The following is a 17,053-nucleotide window of genomic DNA, read 5'->3' on the forward strand; positions in this document are numbered from 1 at the left end:
AGCGACTGTTAATCGCTGGGTCGTAGGTTCGAGTCCTACTTCGGGAGCCAGCCTTATATTTCCTAAAAAATTTTCAAATTGCCTTGTTTCTGGTTGCAGCTTTCTGTTTCCAGTTTTTGGCAGGCCCTTTACGGTTTGGGCGGATGCAGGCCGCGCTGCGGCAGGCCTGCATGTAGAGTGCTGCCTTTGTTAGCGTAGTGCTGCAATGCCAGTCAGTTCAACCTTCCATGCAGGATTAGCCAGCTTGGCTTCCACAGTGGCGCGGGCAGGTTTGTTGGCGCGGTCAAGCCACGCATCCCATGCACGGTTCATGCCCGCCATGTCGCTCATGTCAGCCAGAAAAATCTGAACAGACAGCAGGCGGCTTTTATCTGTGCCAGCTTTAGCCAGCAGGGCATCTACCTGCCGCAAAATATCGGCCATCTGCCCTTCTGCATCCAATGAGGAATCGTCAGCAATCTGGCCAGCAAGATGAACCAGGCCGTTGTAAATAACAGCGCCGGTCAGGCGTTCTTCCGGGTCAAGGCGGGTAATGTCACTCATTTTACAAGGTCCTTTTTGAAACGGGGCTGAGGTGTCAGGCCAGTGGCATATTATCAATCAGCCTGATGTCGCCAAGGCTTGCGGCAACAAACAAGCGGGCAGTCGGGTCAGAGGCTTGGGTGGGCTGGAGCGTGCTGCCAGACCGCAGGTCCAGATAATGCACCACAAAACCGGCCTGCTTCAGGGTATTTGCACATACGCCAAGCGCAGCTTCTACGGTGCCACCTTGTTTCATGGCCGTAATGCAGGCTTTCAGTGCTGTGGGGAGCGCTACAGCCTGCTGCCGCTGTTCAGGGCTTAACCGCTTGTTGCGGGAAGAAAGGGCAAGACCATCCGCTTCGCGCACGGTGGGTACGGGTAGAATGCTGACCGGTAGATCAAGGTCCTGTATCATACGGCGAATAATACAGAGTTGCTGGAAATCTTTTTCCCCAAAAGCTGCGATATCTGCGCGGGTTTGCAAAAGAAGCTTAGTTACAACGGTTGCTACACCATCAAAATGGCCGGGCCGGTCTGCGCCACAGAGCATACTGTCCAGACCGGACACCATAACGCGTGTGGCAAAGCCGGGTGCGTACATCTGGCTGGCATCTGGCGCATACAGCACATCAACGCCGCCTGTTTTTTCCAGAAGTGCAGCATCTGCCTCCAGCCCTCTTGGGTAAAGGCGGAAGTCATCGGCATTGTTGAATTGTATGGGGTTTACAAACACCGTCACAATTCGGCGCGTCACTTTGCCATCCAGCGCTTTTACCAGTGTCAGGTGGCCGGTATGTAAAGACCCCATGGTGGGCACAACACCTATTGTCTCTCCGTCACGGTGCCAGCTTGTGACACAGTCGGTCAAATCCTGCCGGGTTGTAATAAGTTTCATGAGACTGTCCGATTGTAGAAAAAGAAAGCGGGAGCCACGGCTATAAATGTGGCGTGAGCATGTGCTCTGTTTAAAAGGTTTTGGACCACGCGGCCAGTTGGCTCCCTTATTGTCCGGCAGCAGTCCATGACGCAGCATGAACGTTAAACTAGAAAAAACAGGTTTTTCATCATGGTCAGGTGTTTTGACACCCGCCATGCGGCCTGCTTTACAGGCTGGGTTTGTAGCCCGCAGAACAAAGAAAGGTGAGACCATGAACACCCTTTCTGAAGCGCCAGTTGTTAAAGGTTGGTGCCCCGGTCTTTATGCCCCCATGCAGGCGGCAGACGGCTGGCTTGTACGTGTGCGGCCGGAGTTTGGGCGGCTGACGGCGGCTCAGGCCCTGTGTCTTGCACAGGAGGCCGAGCAGCACGGCAACGGGCAAATGACCCTGACAAACCGGGCTAACCTACAATTACGCGGGTTTTCGCATGGGCAGGCGCTGGCTTTTCCCGCACGGATGCTGGCTGCGGGACTGGGTTTACCCGACCCGGCGCAGGAAAAACGGTTGGCTTTGCAAATCACGCCCCTTGCCGGATTAGATCCCGCATGTGCGGATGACACACTGATATGTGCGCATTTGCTTAAAACCGGGTTGCTTGAGCGGGACCGTCTGTCCGGGTTGCCGGATAAGTTTGGTTTTGCCGTAGATGGCGGCGGTATATGCCCGGTGGGGGCTTTGAAGGCTGATATTCTCTTGCAAGCGGACAGGGGTGGATGGCGTGTCGTGTGCGGTGCAGCGCGTAGCCTGCCACTTAATGGCCCTCAGGCTGTGCAGCTTGCATTGCGGTTGGCGGAAGCGTTTGTGGTGCAGGGTGAAACCCAGCGTCCAATGCGGCACCCGCGGTGCGGAGCACGGTTGTTTGCCGCCTGTGATCAGGGGGCTGAGAACAATGCAGATCGCCTTTCGTCTGTACCACCGCCCGTTCTGGTGGGGCAGATAGTGCCCGCGCTCTATGGGGTGGGTGTGCCTTTGGGGAGCCTCACTGTCCCTATGCTGAGGGCCTGCGCCCACAGTGCAGCTAATGGTGATGGTTGGCTTTATCTGACCCCATGGCACAGCATTGTTCTCGCAGGCCAAAAAACGCAGCCACTTCTGGATGGGTTTGTGACAGACCCGGCGGACCCGCGCTTGCGGGTATTTGCCTGTCAGGGTGTGAAGGGCTGTGCACAGGCGACAGTTGATGTGCCTGCGCAGGCTCTGCAACTGGCGGCCGATATTCCTGAGACTATGGCGGTTCATGTTGCGGGGTGCCGCAAGGGCTGTGCCCATCCTGCTGTTGCGGATGTGAGTATTGTGGCCGGGTTACAGAGCTATGCCCTTGTCAGAAACGGCACGGCGGGCGATGAACCCACCTGTTATGAGTCCAGTTTTGATGCTGTGCGCACCCGTGTGCGGGCTTGGACAGCAGAGAATGCGCCAAAGGAAGGGTAGAGTATGACAGCCGCGATAGAAGAATATGAGTATATTCGTGATGGCGCGGCCATCTACCGTCAGTCTTTTGCGACCATCCGTGCAGAAGCTGACCTGAGTGCCTTTACGCCGGAGCAGGCCAAGGTTGTTGTGCGCATTATTCATGCCTGCGGTATGGTGAATGTTGCCCGGCATGTCCGTATGTCACCCGGTTTTGTTCAGGCTGCAACGCAGGCTTTGAAAAACGGAAAACCAATTTTATGCGATGCCCAGATGGTGGCGCATGGTATTACCCGCACACGCCTTCCTGCTGAGAATGAGGTTGTGTGCACTTTGCGTGACCCGCGCACACCAGCGCAGGCTCAGCAGATTGGCAACACACGTTCAGCTGCAGCATTGGACTTCTGGGGGGATAAGCTGGATGGCGCCGTGGTGGCCATAGGCAATGCCCCAACGGCCTTGTTTTATTTATTGGAACTTTTGAATGCTGGAGCCCCAAAACCTGCCGCCATTATCGGTTTGCCCGTGGGGTTTGTCGGGGCCGCAGAGTCAAAAACTGCTCTGTCCCATCGTACGGATGTAGCGTGGTTGATAGTGGAGGGTCGTCTGGGCGGTAGCGCCATGGCCGCTGCTGCTGTGAATGCGCTTGCCTGTGAGGCCGAGTAATATGGCACAGGGCACGTTACATATTGTGGGTGTTGGGCCGGGTGACCCGGAGCTATTGACAGTTCGCGCTGTTAAAACACTTCAGGCTGCCAAGGTGGTGGCGCATTTTTGCAGGCATGACAAAAAAGGACACGCCCGCACAATTGCAGACCCCTACATAACGCCCGGCACACAGGATGTGCGGCTTGCCTACCCGTTTACCATTGAAGTGTCGGTGGAGGATCCTGCTTATCAGCGTGATATACAGGGTTTTTACGATAGCTGTGCCGAAAGGTTGGCAGACAGTCTTGCTCAAGGGCAGGATGTTGTGTTGCTGTGTGAGGGCGAGCCTTTTCTGTATGGGTCCGCCATGTATCTGTTCGACCGGCTCAAGGGGCGTTTCCACACAGAAGTGGTGCCCGGTATTGCGGCCATGAATGGCTGCTGGTCACAGGCGCAATTACCCATGACACATGGGGATGATGTGTTATGCGTACTGCCTGCAACATTACCTGAAGCGGAACTGGCTCATTGGCTTGGTCAGACCGATGCCGCAGTTGTCATGAAGATTGGCCGTAACATGCCAAAGGTGCGCCGCGCTCTGGAGCAGTCTGGCCGTCTGGCAGATGCTCACTATGTTGAGCGCGGAACACAGGCTGGAAGTTTGACGCAGCCTTTTGAGAAATGTGCTGACACAGCACCCTATTTTTCTCTTGTTCTGGTACCGGGTCGAAAGGGTGCGCGATGAGGGGACGTGTTAGCATTATCGGGCTGGGGCCGGGTAATAGTGCGCAGCGGACACCGCAGGCCACGCAGGTTTTGGCACAGGTAACGGACCTTGTAGGGTACGGCCCCTATGTGCAGCGTGTTGATGCGCCAGCGCATGTGGTGCGCCATAGTTCCGACAACCGGGAAGAACTGGACCGTGCCCGCCACGCGTTAGACATGGCACAGGCCGGACGGCATGTCGGGGTTGTGTCCGGAGGGGATGCCGGTGTGTTTGGCATGGCCAGTGCCATTTTTGAAGCTATACAGAATGGCCCCGCAGTGTGGCGCAGTCTGGATATTGAGGTCATACCCGGTGTCAGCGCGGTTCTGGCAGTGGCTGCCAGACTGGGTGCCCCACTGGGTGGAGATTTTTGTGTCATCTCCCTTTCTGATAACCTGAAGCCGTGGCCTGTCGTTTTGCAACGCTTACAGCTGGCAGCGCAGGCGGGCTTTGTTATTGCCCTGTATAACCCGCGCTCAAAGGCACGCCCGTGGCAGTTGGGTGAGGCTCTGGCGCATTTGCGGCACTACGCCCCGGCAACTGCACCTGTTGCATTTGCGCGCGCCATTGGTCGTGCTGATGAAAGCGTTAAGATCAGCACCGTGGCCGAAGCAGATGCGGAGTGGGCAGATATGAGCACGCTTGTGCTGATAGGGTGTGCGGCAAGCCATGTCATAGAACGGCCAGATGGTCAGGAACCGTGGATTTACACGGCCCGAACGGTTGCAGCCCCCTGATGCTGCAACCACGTCATGGCCTCCTGTGCCGTTGCTACCGTCCGGGTAAGGGCGGCTGCTGGGCGGTTGATCATGATAACGGGAAGGCCACAGGTACGCGCCGCCTCAATTTTTGCAAAGGTGGCGCTACCACCAGAATTTTTTGTAACAAGGTGCGTTATGCCGTAGTGCCGGAACGTAGCAAGTTCAGCGGTCAGATCAAACGGGCCTTTCGCGGTTATAAGGGTGGTGATGGGTGGCAGCGCCTCAGGTACAGGGGCTTCAATGGAGCGCAGAATGTAATGGTGCTGCGGTGCAGCCTGAAACGGCTGCGTTTCTTTCCGGCCAGTTGTCAAAAAAACAGTCAGCGGAGTTTTACCCAGCCCGGCAGGGTCAGCCAGAGTACATGCCGCAGCCTGTATGGAGGGCACACGCTGCCAGTTATCACGCGCAGTCGCTTGCCACTCTGGGCGCGCAAGCCGCAACAGCGGAATGCCCAGTTCCCTAGCGGTCAGGCTGGCAGTGTGACTCATGGTGGCAGCAAAAGGGTGGGTGGCATCTATAATGGCCTGAACCTTGTTGGTATGCAGCCAGCATTGCAATCCGTCGCGGCTGCCAAAACCACCAATACGGTAGGGCAGGGTGGGGAGCGCCGGATTTTTGGTGACACCCGCCAAAGACAGGGTTGGTGCGAAAGCACTGTCGCCTTCAAGCATGTGGCACAGGGCGGTGGCTTCCGTCGTGCCACCCAGAATCAGAATACGCAAAGGGGCGGGCGTAGCAGGCATGAGCGCGGCTTTCAGGCTGAGGCACTTATCCTCAGCCATATCGCTGGATTGCAGGCCAAGGCAAGGTATGCAGCCGTTATGCCGCCCCGCGTCGTGAGGGGAGATGTGGCATGACAGAGGGCACGGCACAGGCACGGTGGCTCACTCTTGTGGGGGTGGGGGAAGATGGGCCTGATGGTCTGTCTCCGGCCGCACGCAGCCTGATTGAAAATGCGCCTTACGTTGTAGGGGGAGAGCGCCATCTGACATTGTGTCAGAGCCTGATAAAGGGAGAGGCGCATACATGGGAAAAACCGTTTTCCAGTGCCTTGAAGGCCGTTTTGGTGCGGCGGGGCCAACCAACGTTGCTTTTAGCATCTGGTGATCCCTTTTTGTACGGTGTTGGCGCATCGCTTGCTGCGCACATCACGCCGGAAGAGTTCTGGTGCGTACCGTCTGTGTCCTCTGTTGCTTTGGCGTGTGCGCGCATGGGGTGGGCGCAGCAGGCGTGTCGGGTGCTTTCGCTCTGCGGGCGGCCCAAGGAGCTTGTTATTCCGTATTTGCAGCCGGGTGCTCGGTTGTTGCTGCTTTGTGCAGACGAGCAAACGCCCGCAATGGTGCTCAACTGGCTGGCAGAGCGTGGGTTGGGGCAAGCCCAGTGGCACTGCCTGCAAGCCTTGGGTGGCCCGCAGGAACAGATAGTGAGCGGTCTTGTGCAGGATGGTGCGCCTGTAGCTGTAAACCGTTTGTGCATTCTGGCACTTCAAATTCCTGCTGGGGCGGTGGCCAATACCATGCCGCGTGTTGCAGGCCTGCCAGACATCAGCTTTGAGCATGATGGCCAGTTGACCAAGCGTGAAATACGGGCTGTCACGCTCTCCTCTCTTGCACCCAGAGCAGGCGAGTTGCTGTGGGATGTGGGAGGGGGCGCGGGCTCGGTAGGCATTGAATGGATGCTGGCGGACCCCGCCTGCCGGACCATAACACTTGAGCGGACGCCTGAGCGTGCGGCCCGTATTGCCCGCAACGCGCAGACGTTGGGGGTGCCGGACCTTCAGGTTATTACCGGGCAGGCTCCCACAGCATTTGAGGGTTTGCCAGCGCCGGACGCCATTTTTGTAGGCGGTGGTGCAAGCAATCCTGCGTTGCTGGATGCTGCGTGGTCAGCGCTGAAACCGGGGGGGCGTATTGTGGTCAACGGGGTTGTGCTGGAAACAGAGGTCCGACTGTTTGAGGCCATGCAAAAATGGGGTGGCAGCCTGACGCGATTAAATGTGGCACGACTGGATACAGTGGGAACATTGCACGGTTTTCGCCCAGCCATGAGTGTTACGCAGTGGGTGGCATGGAAGCCACGCCAGTTATGATAACCGTTGCAGGGCTGGGGTGGAACCAGACCGCAACGCTAGAGCAGGCTGTGCTGATAGTGCGTGCAGCCATGCAAACTTTCTCCATACAAGAGATTTCCAGACTGGCTGTGCCAGACTTTAAAAAGGCTGAGTGGCAGGACAAACTGGCGCAGGCTTTTCAGGCAGAGCTGGTTGCAGTGTCCAAGCCTGTGCTTATACAGATGCAGCCTTTATGCCTAACACACTCAGGTATTGTGGCAGCGGCAACGGGTGTTGCGTCTTCCATAGCGGAAGCCTGTGCCCTTGCCGCGGCTGGGCATAGACCGGTTTTATATGGGGCACGACAGGTTCAGGGTGGTGTTACCTGCGCTTTGGCCAAGGGAGAGGGATTATGACAGTTCATTTTATTGGAGCAGGCCCCGGCGCTGCTGACCTCCTGACCCTACGCGGGCGTGACATACTGGCCAGTTGCCCGGTTTGCCTGTACGCTGGCTCCATTATCCCGCCGGATATGCTGGCATTCTGTCCGCCGGATGCACGGTTGGTTGATACGGCTCCCCTCACGTTGGACCAGATTGAAGCGGAATATGTGAAGGCTCACGAGCAAGGGCAGGATGTTGCGCGTCTCCATTCAGGGGATCTGTCCCTCTATAGTGCAGTTGCTGAGCAGACGCGCCGGTTGGACCGGCTGGGCATTGCGTGGCGTATGGTGCCGGGTGTGCCTGCCTTTGCAGCTGCTGCGGCCACGCTAGGGCAGGAACTGACAGTGCCCGGTGTTGCCCAAAGCCTTGTGCTGACACGGGTGACAGGTCGTGCCTCTGCCATGCCTGAGCGTGAAAACCTGCCTGCGTTTGCTGCTACTGGTGCAACGCTGATTATTCATCTGGCTATTCATGCGCTAGATAAAATTGTTGCGCAGGTCATGCCTTTTTATGGTCAGGACTGCCCGGTTGCTATTGTGGCCCGCGCAACATGGGCGGATGAAGTGGTGCTGCGCGGCACTCTTGGCACCATTGAAGCCGAGTTTGCCAAAAACCCTATTGAACGCACGGCCCTTGTGCTTGTGGGGCCTGCTTTGGGGGAGAAGGATTTTCGGGAAAGTGCTTTATATAGCACAGACTATCATCGCCGTTTCAGGGGGCTGGATACGGCCCCCCAGCAGTAACCGGGTCAGTCTGGCCAACACACTGGCCTTTGCGGTCAAATACCATCACATCTACCCGGCAAGGCGTGGGGTTGAGTGTGTGAAGCACGGTGTGCAGTGCTGAATGGGCAATAAGGTTTCCCAATGGCGCCCCTCTTGTGCTCGCACTGAGAAAAGCCTCTGCCACGGTCTGGCTGCTGGCAATGGCATTGCATGTTGGGGCGTCTGCGCCCCCCTTACACGCCAGATCTGCCAAAGCCTGCATGTCTGCCTGCCCGCGCTTGGAGTGCAGGTCCAGCCTGCCTTGGCCAAGTTTGGTCATTTTTGCAATGCCGCCAGCAATGGTCAGGCGGGCTACGGGGTGGGTACGTACATATTTAAGTAGCCCACCAACAAAATCCCCCATTTCAATCAAGGCAGTGTCTGGCAGGCCGTAATGCTGCTGCACCGCTTTTTCCGAAACATTGCCGGTTGAACCAGCAATATGCGACAGACCTTCAGCACGGGCGACATCAATGCCACGGTGAATACTGTCAATCCATGCGGCGCAGGAGAAGGGCACAACAATACCTGTGGTGCCTAAAATGGAAAGCCCGCCAACAATGCCCAAACGGCTGTTGAGGGTGCGCTCTGCTAGCTTGGCCCCATTATGCACGGAAATTGTCACTTCCACATCCGGCAGGGTCGTATGCGCTTCGGTCAGGGCCTGACGGATCATAGCGCGTGGCACGGGATTGATGGCAGCTTCACCGGGGGGCAGGGGTAGACCGGGGCGTGTGACAGTGCCCACACCCGTTCCGGCCCGAAAAACAACACCGCTGCCCGCAGGAAGCATGCGCACCGTGGCGCGAATAACAGCGCCATGCGTTACGTCCGGGTCATCCCCCGCATCTTTAATAACCTCTGCATAGGCGGTGTCGTTCTCCTTACCGTGCTGGCAGAGTGCAAAGAACACAACCGCACCGTTTGGCAGTGTTATGGGTACGGTGGCTGGGGCAGTGTGCCCCTGTAGCATCAGCCACGCCGCCTTGGTTGCGGCTGTGGCGCAACTGCCGGTTGTCCAGCCGCGGCGCAGTGGTGATGTGTTCTGGTTCATGCTCCGGATAGTAGAGCAGGTGGGGCGCTTTGAGCAAAGCCAATGGCCGCAGGCCTGATGGGGAAAAGATTAAATTTTGCAAGAGGTGAGATTACCTCCCCCCTGTGTTAGAAGGCGCGTATGTCCTACGCAGATTTTGTTCACCTTCGGGTTCATTCCGCTTACTCCTTGAGCCAAGGGGCCATTCGTGTGCCGGAACTGGCCAAAATGGCGCAGGATATGCGTATGCCTGCCGTAGCCATTGCGGACTCCGGTAATCTGTTCGGGGCGCTGGAATTCTCTCAATATTGTGCCAAGGCCGGGGTGCAGCCCATTATTGGCTGCCAGTTGGGTTTGCCCTCACGCAATGACAAACCCGGTTCTCCGGCGGAGCCGATCGTGCTGTTGGCCCAGAACGAGATTGGGCTGACCAACTTACAATTTTTGTCCTCCAACGGGTTTCAGGAGTCTGACCCGTCTGACCCCATGGTAAGCCTGACAACACTGCGCGAGCGGTCTGAGGGGCTGCTGCTGCTGACCGGTGGCACCCGTGGGCCACTGTTTCAAATGTTGGCGGAAGGCCAGAAGGACGAAGCGGAACGTTGGCTGGCCCAGATGCACGAGGCTTTTGGTGACAGGCTGATTGTTGAACTGCACCGCCATAACCTTGCCGTGGAAAAGGCGGTAGAGCCGGGTGTGATAGCACTGGCAGACCGGTTTGGCCTGCCATTGGTGGCAACCAATGAATGCTTCTTTCCCAAGCGGGAAATGTATGAAGCCCATGATGCCCTCATCTGCATTGCTCAAGGCCGTACCATGGCTGAGCGAGACCGGTGGCGTGTAACGCCTGAGCATTGGTTCAAGCCACCTGAAGTGATGCGTGCCTTGTTTGCTGACCTGCCGGATGCCTGCGACAACACGCTGGAAATTGCCAAGCGCTGCGCCATCAAGGTGGAGACCCGCAAACCGCTGCTGCCTGTGTGCCCCAAAGTGCGAGAAGGGGCGACAGAGGATGAAACCCTGCGCGCCATGGCGTGGGAAGGGCTGGAAAAACGCTTGTCCGGCGTGACTATGGATGAGGAAACGCGCAAGACATACAATGAGCGTCTGGCGTTTGAGCTGGATATTATCTCCAAAATGGGGTTCCCAGGTTATTTCATGATCGTGGCGGACTTCATTCAGTGGGGGAAGCAGCATAATATTCCGGTGGGTCCGGGCCGTGGGTCTGGTGCAGGGTCACTGGCTGCATGGGCGCTGACCATTACCGATATTGACCCTATCCCCTTCAATCTGCTGTTCGAACGGTTTCTTAACCCCGAACGTGTGTCCATGCCTGACTTTGATATCGACTTCTGTCAGGACAGGCGAGACGAGGTGATTGCCTATGTGCGGCGCGAATACGGGGCAGACCGTGTGGCGCAGATTATCACCTTCGGTAAGTTGCAGGCCCGTGCTGCTGTACGAGACGTTGGGCGTGTGCTGGGGCTGCCTTACGGCATGGTCAACCGTGTTGCGGAGCTTATTCCCAACAACCCCGCCAAACCAACCACCCTGAAAGACGCCATTGCAGGCGAACCCAAACTTCAGGAAATGCGGGATAATGACGAGGCTTTGCGCAGGCTTCTGGAAATTGGCCAGCAGATTGAAGGCCTGTTCCGCCATGCCAGTACGCACGCCGCAGGGGTGGTGATTGGGGACCGGCCTTTAGTTGAACTGGTGCCGCTGTACCGAGACCCGAAAAGTGACACGCTGGTTACCCAGTATAACATGAAGTTTGTTGAGCAGGCCGGTCTGGTCAAGTTTGACTTTCTGGGTCTGACAACGCTGACCATTTTGCAAAGGGGCGTTGGTTTTCTGCGTAAAATGGGGATAGAGGTTGATCTGAGCCGTATTCCGCTGGATGACGCAGCAACCTATGAGATGCTGAGCCGGGGGGATACGGCAGGCGTGTTCCAGTTCGAAGGTGCAGGGATGCAGGACGTCCTGAAACAAATGCGGCCGACACGTCTGGAAGATCTGATTGCTGCCGTGGCCCTGTACCGCCCCGGACCTATGGCCAATATTCCGGATTATTGCAGGCGCAAACATGGGGAGGCCTGGGAGCCACCGCATGAGGAAATTCGGGAGATTCTTGAAGAGACCTACGGCATCATGGTCTATCAGGAACAGGTGATGCAGATTGCCCAGAAAATGGCAGGCTATAGCCTAGGTGGCGCAGACCTTCTGCGCCGCGCTATGGGTAAGAAAATTCGGTCAGAAATGGACACACAGCGCGAGCTGTTTACGGAAGGTGCCGTCAAACGCGGCATTGACCGTGACAAGGCCGTTGAAGTGTTCGACATCATGGCCAAGTTTGCTGACTACGGCTTCAACAAATCACATGCCGCAGCCTACGCTCTTGTTTCGTATCAAACAGCATGGATGAAGGCTAACCACCCGGTTGCGTTTCTGGCTGGTTGTATGTCCCTAGCACGGGAGCGAACCGAAAAATTGGCAGCGCTGCGGCAGGAAGCCGAGCGTATGGGCATTAAGGTTCTGCCGCCAGATATTAACAAGTCCGAAGCTGATTTCTGCGTTGAAACCCTGCCAGATGGCAGCAAGGGTATTCGGTATGCGCTGGCTGCGGTCAAGAAGGTTGGGTTCAGCGCCATGGAAGCCCTTGTGGCTACCCGTGGCGGCAAGCCATTTAAGGACCTGTCTGATTTTGCAGCACGGATTGACCCAAAACAGATCAACCGGATGCAAATGGAAAATCTGGCCAAGGCCGGTGCGTTTGAAAGTATTGATAAAAACCGTGCACGGGCCTACCGCTCTGCGGATACTATTTTGCGCCGTGCGCAAAGTCAGGCGCAGGAGGCGGCATCAGGCCAGATAGGTCTGTTTGGGGGCGCAGGACATGTTGAAACCCTGCGTCTTGTAGAAGGGGCCGACTGGCCAGAATTTGAGCGCCTTGCCATGGAGGCCGAGGCCATAGGTTTTCATATGACGGCACATCCGCTGGATGCTTATGGCCCGGTCTTGCGGCGTATGGGGGTCACTAAATCCTCAGCGCTGCTGTCTGCGGCGGAGGCCGGGGTGGGGCGAGTGAGCATTGCTGGGTGCGTGGTGGACAAAAAAGAACGCCCAACACGCACGGGAAATAAAATGGCGTGGGTTCGCCTGTCTGATGCTACAGGCGGGTGTGAAGTTACCGTGTTTTCTGAAGTGTTGAGCCGCGTGCGGGAAAGTCTTACCGCAGGCACAGCCGTTTTGGTGAAAGCAGACCTGAAGCTGGAAGGCGAGGCGCTACGTATTACGGCCAGTGACATCATGGAACTGGAACAGGCTGCGGCACAGAACCAGAGTGAGCTGCGTGTCTGGGTTGAGAAGGAAGACGCTCTTGCCCAGCTTTGCGACATTCTGAACAGCCAGCGCGGCGGCCCCGGCCGTATTACACTTCTGCCCGGTGTTGCCGATACCTGTGACGTGGAGGTCAGGTTAAAAGGCGGGTACAAAGTTACGCCGCTGCTGGGCCAACGCCTGAAGACCTTGCCCGGGATATCCCGTGTGGAGCAGGTATAAAAGGGGCTGGCATCATGTGGCACCTGTGGGCGCTGGAACTTCCATGGCTGGAGCCAGAGGCGGCGCTTGCTGCATGGGGGAGCGCACCATGGTGTGCTTTTCTGGATAGCGGTGGCCCTGTTGACGCACGAAGCCGGTGGCAAATTCTTGCTCTGCACCCGACGCATACAGTGTTTGTAGAGAACGGTCTGTTGCACAAAGATGGTACTGTACAGACAGAAAGTTCACCAGACGTCGTATTTTCTGCTCTGCGGCACGCTATGCCTGCCTTGCCACCGGACGCACTATATCGCCCTTATGACCTGCCATTCTACGGCGGCTATATCGGTTTTTTTGACTATCATTTTGGGATGCAGTGTGAGGCGATACCCTCTCGGCATACGAAACATGACCAGCCAGACTGTGCTTTTGGCTTTTATGAGCAGGTATTTGTCTGGGATAGGGTAGAGAAGAGAGCTTTTCTTGCGGGTTTTTCAGATAATGCAGAAGCTACGTTGGAAACCCAAAGACGATATCAGGGATTATGGAATACAATCAGGTGTGCAGATGTGCCTGCACCCGTGTCTGTGCCGCGCCTTGTCTTCACACCGGACCAGACAAGGGCAGCTTATTGTGCTGCTGTGGAACGAGCAAAACAGTATATTGCAGCGGGAGATATTTTTCAGGTTAACATAACCGGACGATATGCCGCAGAGAGCGAGGGTCCGCTTGAGGACTTAAGTCTTTACAGGGCCTTACGTCATGCTGCTCCGGCTCCTTTTGGGGCGTATCTACGGTGTGGCGAGGGCTATGCTTTGCTCTCCACCTCCCCAGAGCGCTTTTTGCAGCTTAATGGGCAGCGTTACACGTGCTCCCGTCCGATAAAAGGTACAGCTCCACGCGGAAAAACTGATGAGGATGACAGGATTTTTGCACAGTCTCTGGCGGTGGACGAAAAAGAGTGCTCCGAAAACCTGATGATTGTTGACCTGATGCGCAATGATATAGGGCGTGTTGCAGAAATTGGCAGCGTAACCGTGCCTGAGTTCTTGAAGGTGGAGCGCTTTACCCATGTGCACCATCTGGTATCCGAGGTGCGGGGCAAGCTTGCGGAGGGGCAGGATGTGTTTGACCTTTTGCAGGCAACCCTCCCACCGGGCTCAGTAACCGGCGCACCAAAACACCGTGCCATGCAGATTATTGATGAACTGGAAGCTTCTGCCCGTGGCGCTTACTGCGGCAGCATTGTTTGCATAGGCGTAGAAGGGCAGATGGAAAGTTCAGTGATTATCCGCACTCTTGTCCGGCATGGTAACAGCCTGCATATCGCTGCGGGAGGGGGCATAACCGCACTTTCTGACCCCGATAAGGAGTATGCTGAGATGTGCCTGAAAATAGCGCCTCTTTTGGCGGTCTTTGGGCAAGAACCATGACATCGGTTGTCTGGTTTAATGGGCGGATTTGTCCGGCAGAGCAGGCCTGTATAGACGTGGCGGACCGCGGTCTGACGCTAGGGGACGGTCTGTTTGAAACACTCCGGGTGCATGAGGGCCGGGTGCTTCGGCTGCCCCTTCATGCGGAACGGCTGCAAAATGGCGGTGCGGTGTTGCACTTGCCTGTACCGACACGTGCGGAGATGGAGCAGGCTACGCAAGAACTTCTGGCCGTGACAGAGTTACAGACTGGCTCCATGCGCCTTACCGTAACGCGCGGCGTGGGAGTGCGTGGCCTGTTGCCACCCCAGAGTGTTGATCCGACTGTTGTCATTACGGCAACCGAAGGCGCGCCTACCGTAGCGAATGTGCGTGTAATCACCAGTCGGCTTATCCGGCAGGATGAGCAGTCTCCCTTATGCCGCATGAAAAGTCTTAATTATTTGCCGCATATTCTGGCCCGGCAGGAAGCCGCGCGTGCTGGAGCGGATGAAGCGTTGCTGCTCAACACGCAAGGGCGCGTGGCAGAAACGACCATTAGTACGGTTGTGGTGCAGCGGGGAGGGGGCTTCATAACACCACCAGTGAGCGAGGGAGCCTTGCCGGGTGTCGCGCGAGCCGTGCTTTTTCAGGCTGGTTTGATAAAAGAGCAGCCGCTTACTGCTGCCATGTTGGTGGAGGCAGAGGCGGTCTATTTAATCAATAGTCTTGGGTTGAGGTGCGTAACATTTCTGGATGGATATCCCCTCTCCCTCAGTAAGGCGGGGGTAGAGCGTTTGTGTCAGGCGCTGACGCTGCCGCTGGAAAAATAAGGAACTTCCTTAAAGTTCTGTCGTTGGGGCTATGACAGTTCTGATTTTTGTTAAGGAAGCAGATAGCATGGCTTTACGTGTTCAAACTCTCGTTCTTGGTACAGCACTGCTGCTTGCACCGGGCTTTGCTCTGGCGCAGGAACAGCAGACACCAACAGCAGATTCAGCCGCAGCACAGGTTGGTAAGTCCCCCAAAGCGGCTCTGGATGAAAACGGCAAGCGCATAGAGCCGTCTGAAAAGCTCTGGAACAACCCGCGCACGAAGGCAGAGCAACCGGGTACGCAGCCGCCATCCAATGCAGCACCAGCAGACACCACCCCAACCTCTGGTCAAGCGTTGAAGGCTCCTCATGCGTATCAGCCGGGCAAGCATAAAACGGGCCACCACAAGAAGCAGAGCGTGACCTCACCCCACGAGGGCGCGAAGACCGACTGAGTTTAGTTCTTACTCTGTCTTCTCAGAGAGCCTACTAAAAAGCCGCCCTGCTTATCGTGTCATGATGCAATTTTGTGTCATGGCGCGGGCGGGCGGCTTTTTTAGTGCGTGTGCTTGGTCGTCCCTGCGATCGTGAACCTGACATGCAGCGTCATGGCTTGCTCCGTGCGGTGTTAGGGGTCAATCGTAACGCGATACGTTGAAGGGCGACTGCGCTCCCTTATGTGCGCCAACGCTCATGCACACTCAGGAGTTAAGCACGTTATGCTGGTGAAAGCCCCCGCTAACCAAGCGCCCCCCACGCAACAGACCGCAGAGTATGACCTGCGACAGATCGATTGCGACCCCAATTTCTGGTACCCTGTTGCATGGTCTCATAAGGTCAGACCGGGCAAGGCTTTTGCAGCCCGTTATGCAGGGCATCCTATAGCGCTTATTCGTCCTGAAAACGGGCCGGTTTATGCGCTGGAAGACCGGTGTGCACACCGGCAGGTGCCCCTGAGCAAAGGCCTTGTGGAAGGCGACTGCATAAAGTGCTGCTATCACGGTTGGGCGTTTGACCGCGCAGGCAAATGCGTGACGGTGCCTTACCTGAATCGGGAGGATGTTGGCCGACCAGTCAGGGCTTATCCCTGCCGTGAAAAATCAGGTCTTATCTTCATTTTCCCCGGTGATCCTGCGTTGGCGGAGAGTGTGCCCGTTCCCAAAATCGCGCAGGTCGGGAATCCAGACTACAAAACACGGCATTTCAGCCCACGTTTAAAGTGTCATTACACTTTCATGCACGAAAACCTGATGGATATGAATCATCAGTTCCTGCATCGCCGCCAGATGGGGTCCATTACCGCGCGTTTTCTGGGCCAGACCAAAGGCGAAAATTTTCTGGAAGCCCGGTACAGCTTTGCCCGCAAGGGCGGCAATCAGCCACTGGCTGAGGCGCTAATTTTTGGTAAGCATCATGATGACGGGCGGGAACAGCCTGTGGAGGAAGTGGTGTCCGTCCGGACCACCTATCCGTACCAGACCTTAAAAATTCACGATAAGGATGGTGATCTGATCATGGATCTGTGGGTGGTTTATGTGCCGCTGGGGGCAGACCAGTTGGGTACCCAGACCTTCGGGCTTCTATCTGTTAAAAAGCCGAAATGGGGCTTTTTGCTGGATCTGGCATGGCCTGCGCTGGGGCTTTTCACGCACCGTATTTTTGAAGAAGACCGTGAGATTGTGGAGCTTGAGCAAAAAGCATGGCGTGAGCTTGGGGGAGACCGCAACATAGAGGTCTTCCCTATTGTGAAGTCCCTGCGGGCACTTCTGGCGCGGGAAGGCGTGCCCAACAAGGCCGCCCAGCCGGTCCATAAAAGCTGAAACCATAGTTTCACTTGCATAAAGCCGTAAAAACGGCCATACGGGCCTCGCTTGGCCCAGGCCGGGACGACGCACGCGAAGCCTTTACACCTCTGGTGTCCTGCAAAACAGGGCAGCGCTTCGCGGAGGATT

Annotated in this window: 16 protein-coding genes; 12 read left to right on the plus strand and 4 right to left on the minus strand. The window is 56.5% G+C overall.

Features of this window, described 5'->3' with window-relative positions:
• Positions 1 to 189: 189 nt before the first annotated feature.
• The gene (locus tag ACTIDN_RS06565; protein WP_441376435.1) at positions 190 to 543 is read right to left on the minus strand and encodes a RidA family protein; all 354 of its coding nucleotides are present in this window, start codon (positions 541 to 543) and stop codon (positions 190 to 192) included.
• Between the two features lie 34 nt (positions 544 to 577).
• On the minus strand, positions 578 to 1,417 hold the full coding sequence (panC, locus tag ACTIDN_RS06570; protein ID WP_441376436.1) for a pantoate--beta-alanine ligase: 840 nt from the start codon (positions 1,415 to 1,417) through the stop codon (positions 578 to 580).
• A gap of 136 nt (positions 1,418 to 1,553) precedes the next feature.
• On the opposite strand from panC, the gene cobG reads away from it, so the two are divergent.
• Genes cobG through cobJ form a run of 4 tightly spaced genes read left to right on the plus strand, consistent with a single transcriptional unit; the run spans position 1,554 to position 5,021 of the window.
• Positions 1,554 to 2,891 (plus strand): precorrin-3B synthase, encoded by a 1,338-nt coding sequence (gene cobG / locus ACTIDN_RS06575; protein ID WP_441376437.1) that lies wholly within the window; start codon positions 1,554 to 1,556, stop codon positions 2,889 to 2,891.
• A gap of 3 nt (positions 2,892 to 2,894) precedes the next feature.
• On the plus strand, positions 2,895 to 3,536 hold the full coding sequence (locus ACTIDN_RS06580) for a precorrin-8X methylmutase (protein WP_441376438.1): 642 nt from the start codon (positions 2,895 to 2,897) through the stop codon (positions 3,534 to 3,536).
• 1 nt (position 3,537) lies between these two features.
• Positions 3,538 to 4,263, plus strand: coding sequence for a precorrin-2 C(20)-methyltransferase (locus tag ACTIDN_RS06585; protein ID WP_415507634.1), 726 nt, complete (start codon positions 3,538 to 3,540; stop codon positions 4,261 to 4,263).
• On the plus strand, positions 4,260 to 5,021 hold the full coding sequence (gene cobJ / locus ACTIDN_RS06590; protein WP_441376439.1) for a precorrin-3B C(17)-methyltransferase: 762 nt from the start codon (positions 4,260 to 4,262) through the stop codon (positions 5,019 to 5,021). The genes ACTIDN_RS06585 and cobJ overlap by 4 nt, the downstream gene beginning before the upstream one ends.
• Here cobJ and ACTIDN_RS06595 read toward each other — a convergent pair.
• Positions 4,991 to 5,788, minus strand: coding sequence for a cobalt-precorrin-6A reductase (locus ACTIDN_RS06595; protein ID WP_441376491.1), 798 nt, complete (start codon positions 5,786 to 5,788; stop codon positions 4,991 to 4,993). The genes cobJ and ACTIDN_RS06595 overlap by 31 nt on opposite strands.
• A 110-nt stretch (positions 5,789 to 5,898) precedes the next feature.
• On the opposite strand from ACTIDN_RS06595, the gene cbiE reads away from it, so the two are divergent.
• Genes cbiE through cobM form a run of 3 tightly spaced genes read left to right on the plus strand, consistent with a single transcriptional unit; the run spans position 5,899 to position 8,281 of the window.
• Complete coding sequence (gene cbiE, locus ACTIDN_RS06600; RefSeq protein ID WP_441376440.1) at positions 5,899 to 7,134, plus strand: precorrin-6y C5,15-methyltransferase (decarboxylating) subunit CbiE; 1,236 nt, start codon at positions 5,899 to 5,901, stop codon at positions 7,132 to 7,134.
• Entirely contained in the window at positions 7,131 to 7,511 is a 381-nt protein-coding gene (locus ACTIDN_RS06605) for a cobalamin biosynthesis protein (protein WP_441376441.1), read from the plus strand. Before cbiE ends, ACTIDN_RS06605 begins: the two co-directional genes overlap by 4 nt.
• Positions 7,508 to 8,281, plus strand: coding sequence for a precorrin-4 C(11)-methyltransferase (cobM, locus tag ACTIDN_RS06610; protein WP_441376442.1), 774 nt, complete (start codon positions 7,508 to 7,510; stop codon positions 8,279 to 8,281). The genes ACTIDN_RS06605 and cobM overlap by 4 nt, the downstream gene beginning before the upstream one ends.
• On the opposite strand, the gene ACTIDN_RS06615 is transcribed toward cobM, so the two are convergent.
• On the minus strand, positions 8,250 to 9,356 hold the full coding sequence (locus ACTIDN_RS06615) for a cobalt-precorrin-5B (C(1))-methyltransferase (RefSeq protein WP_441376443.1): 1,107 nt from the start codon (positions 9,354 to 9,356) through the stop codon (positions 8,250 to 8,252). The two genes, cobM and ACTIDN_RS06615, sit on opposite strands and share 32 nt — an antisense overlap.
• A 120-nt stretch (positions 9,357 to 9,476) precedes the next feature.
• Here ACTIDN_RS06615 and dnaE point away from each other — a divergent pair, with 120 nt between their 5' ends.
• The 5 genes from dnaE (at position 9,477) to ACTIDN_RS06640 (ending at position 16,921) form a co-directional block, all read left to right on the plus strand.
• Positions 9,477 to 12,896, plus strand: a complete 3,420-nt coding sequence (gene dnaE / locus ACTIDN_RS06620) for a DNA polymerase III subunit alpha (protein WP_441376444.1) — start codon at positions 9,477 to 9,479, stop codon at positions 12,894 to 12,896.
• Positions 12,897 to 12,910: 14 nt separating this feature from the next.
• Positions 12,911 to 14,308 (plus strand): aminodeoxychorismate synthase component I, encoded by a 1,398-nt coding sequence (gene pabB / locus ACTIDN_RS06625; protein WP_441376445.1) that lies wholly within the window; start codon positions 12,911 to 12,913, stop codon positions 14,306 to 14,308.
• The gene (locus ACTIDN_RS06630; RefSeq protein WP_441376446.1) at positions 14,305 to 15,120 is read left to right on the plus strand and encodes an aminotransferase class IV; all 816 of its coding nucleotides are present in this window, start codon (positions 14,305 to 14,307) and stop codon (positions 15,118 to 15,120) included. The genes pabB and ACTIDN_RS06630 overlap by 4 nt, the downstream gene beginning before the upstream one ends.
• A gap of 67 nt (positions 15,121 to 15,187) precedes the next feature.
• Positions 15,188 to 15,556 carry a hypothetical protein gene (locus ACTIDN_RS06635; protein ID WP_441376447.1) on the plus strand — a complete coding sequence of 123 codons (369 nt, stop codon included), beginning with the start codon at positions 15,188 to 15,190 and terminating at the stop codon, positions 15,554 to 15,556.
• 264 nt (positions 15,557 to 15,820) lie between these two features.
• Positions 15,821 to 16,921, plus strand: coding sequence for a Rieske 2Fe-2S domain-containing protein (locus ACTIDN_RS06640; protein WP_441376448.1), 1,101 nt, complete (start codon positions 15,821 to 15,823; stop codon positions 16,919 to 16,921).
• The last annotated feature ends 132 nt before the right edge of the window (positions 16,922 to 17,053 follow it).

It is taken from the genome of Acetobacter sp. (genome assembly GCF_052102375.1).
Lineage (GTDB): Bacteria > Pseudomonadota > Alphaproteobacteria > Acetobacterales > Acetobacteraceae > Acetobacter.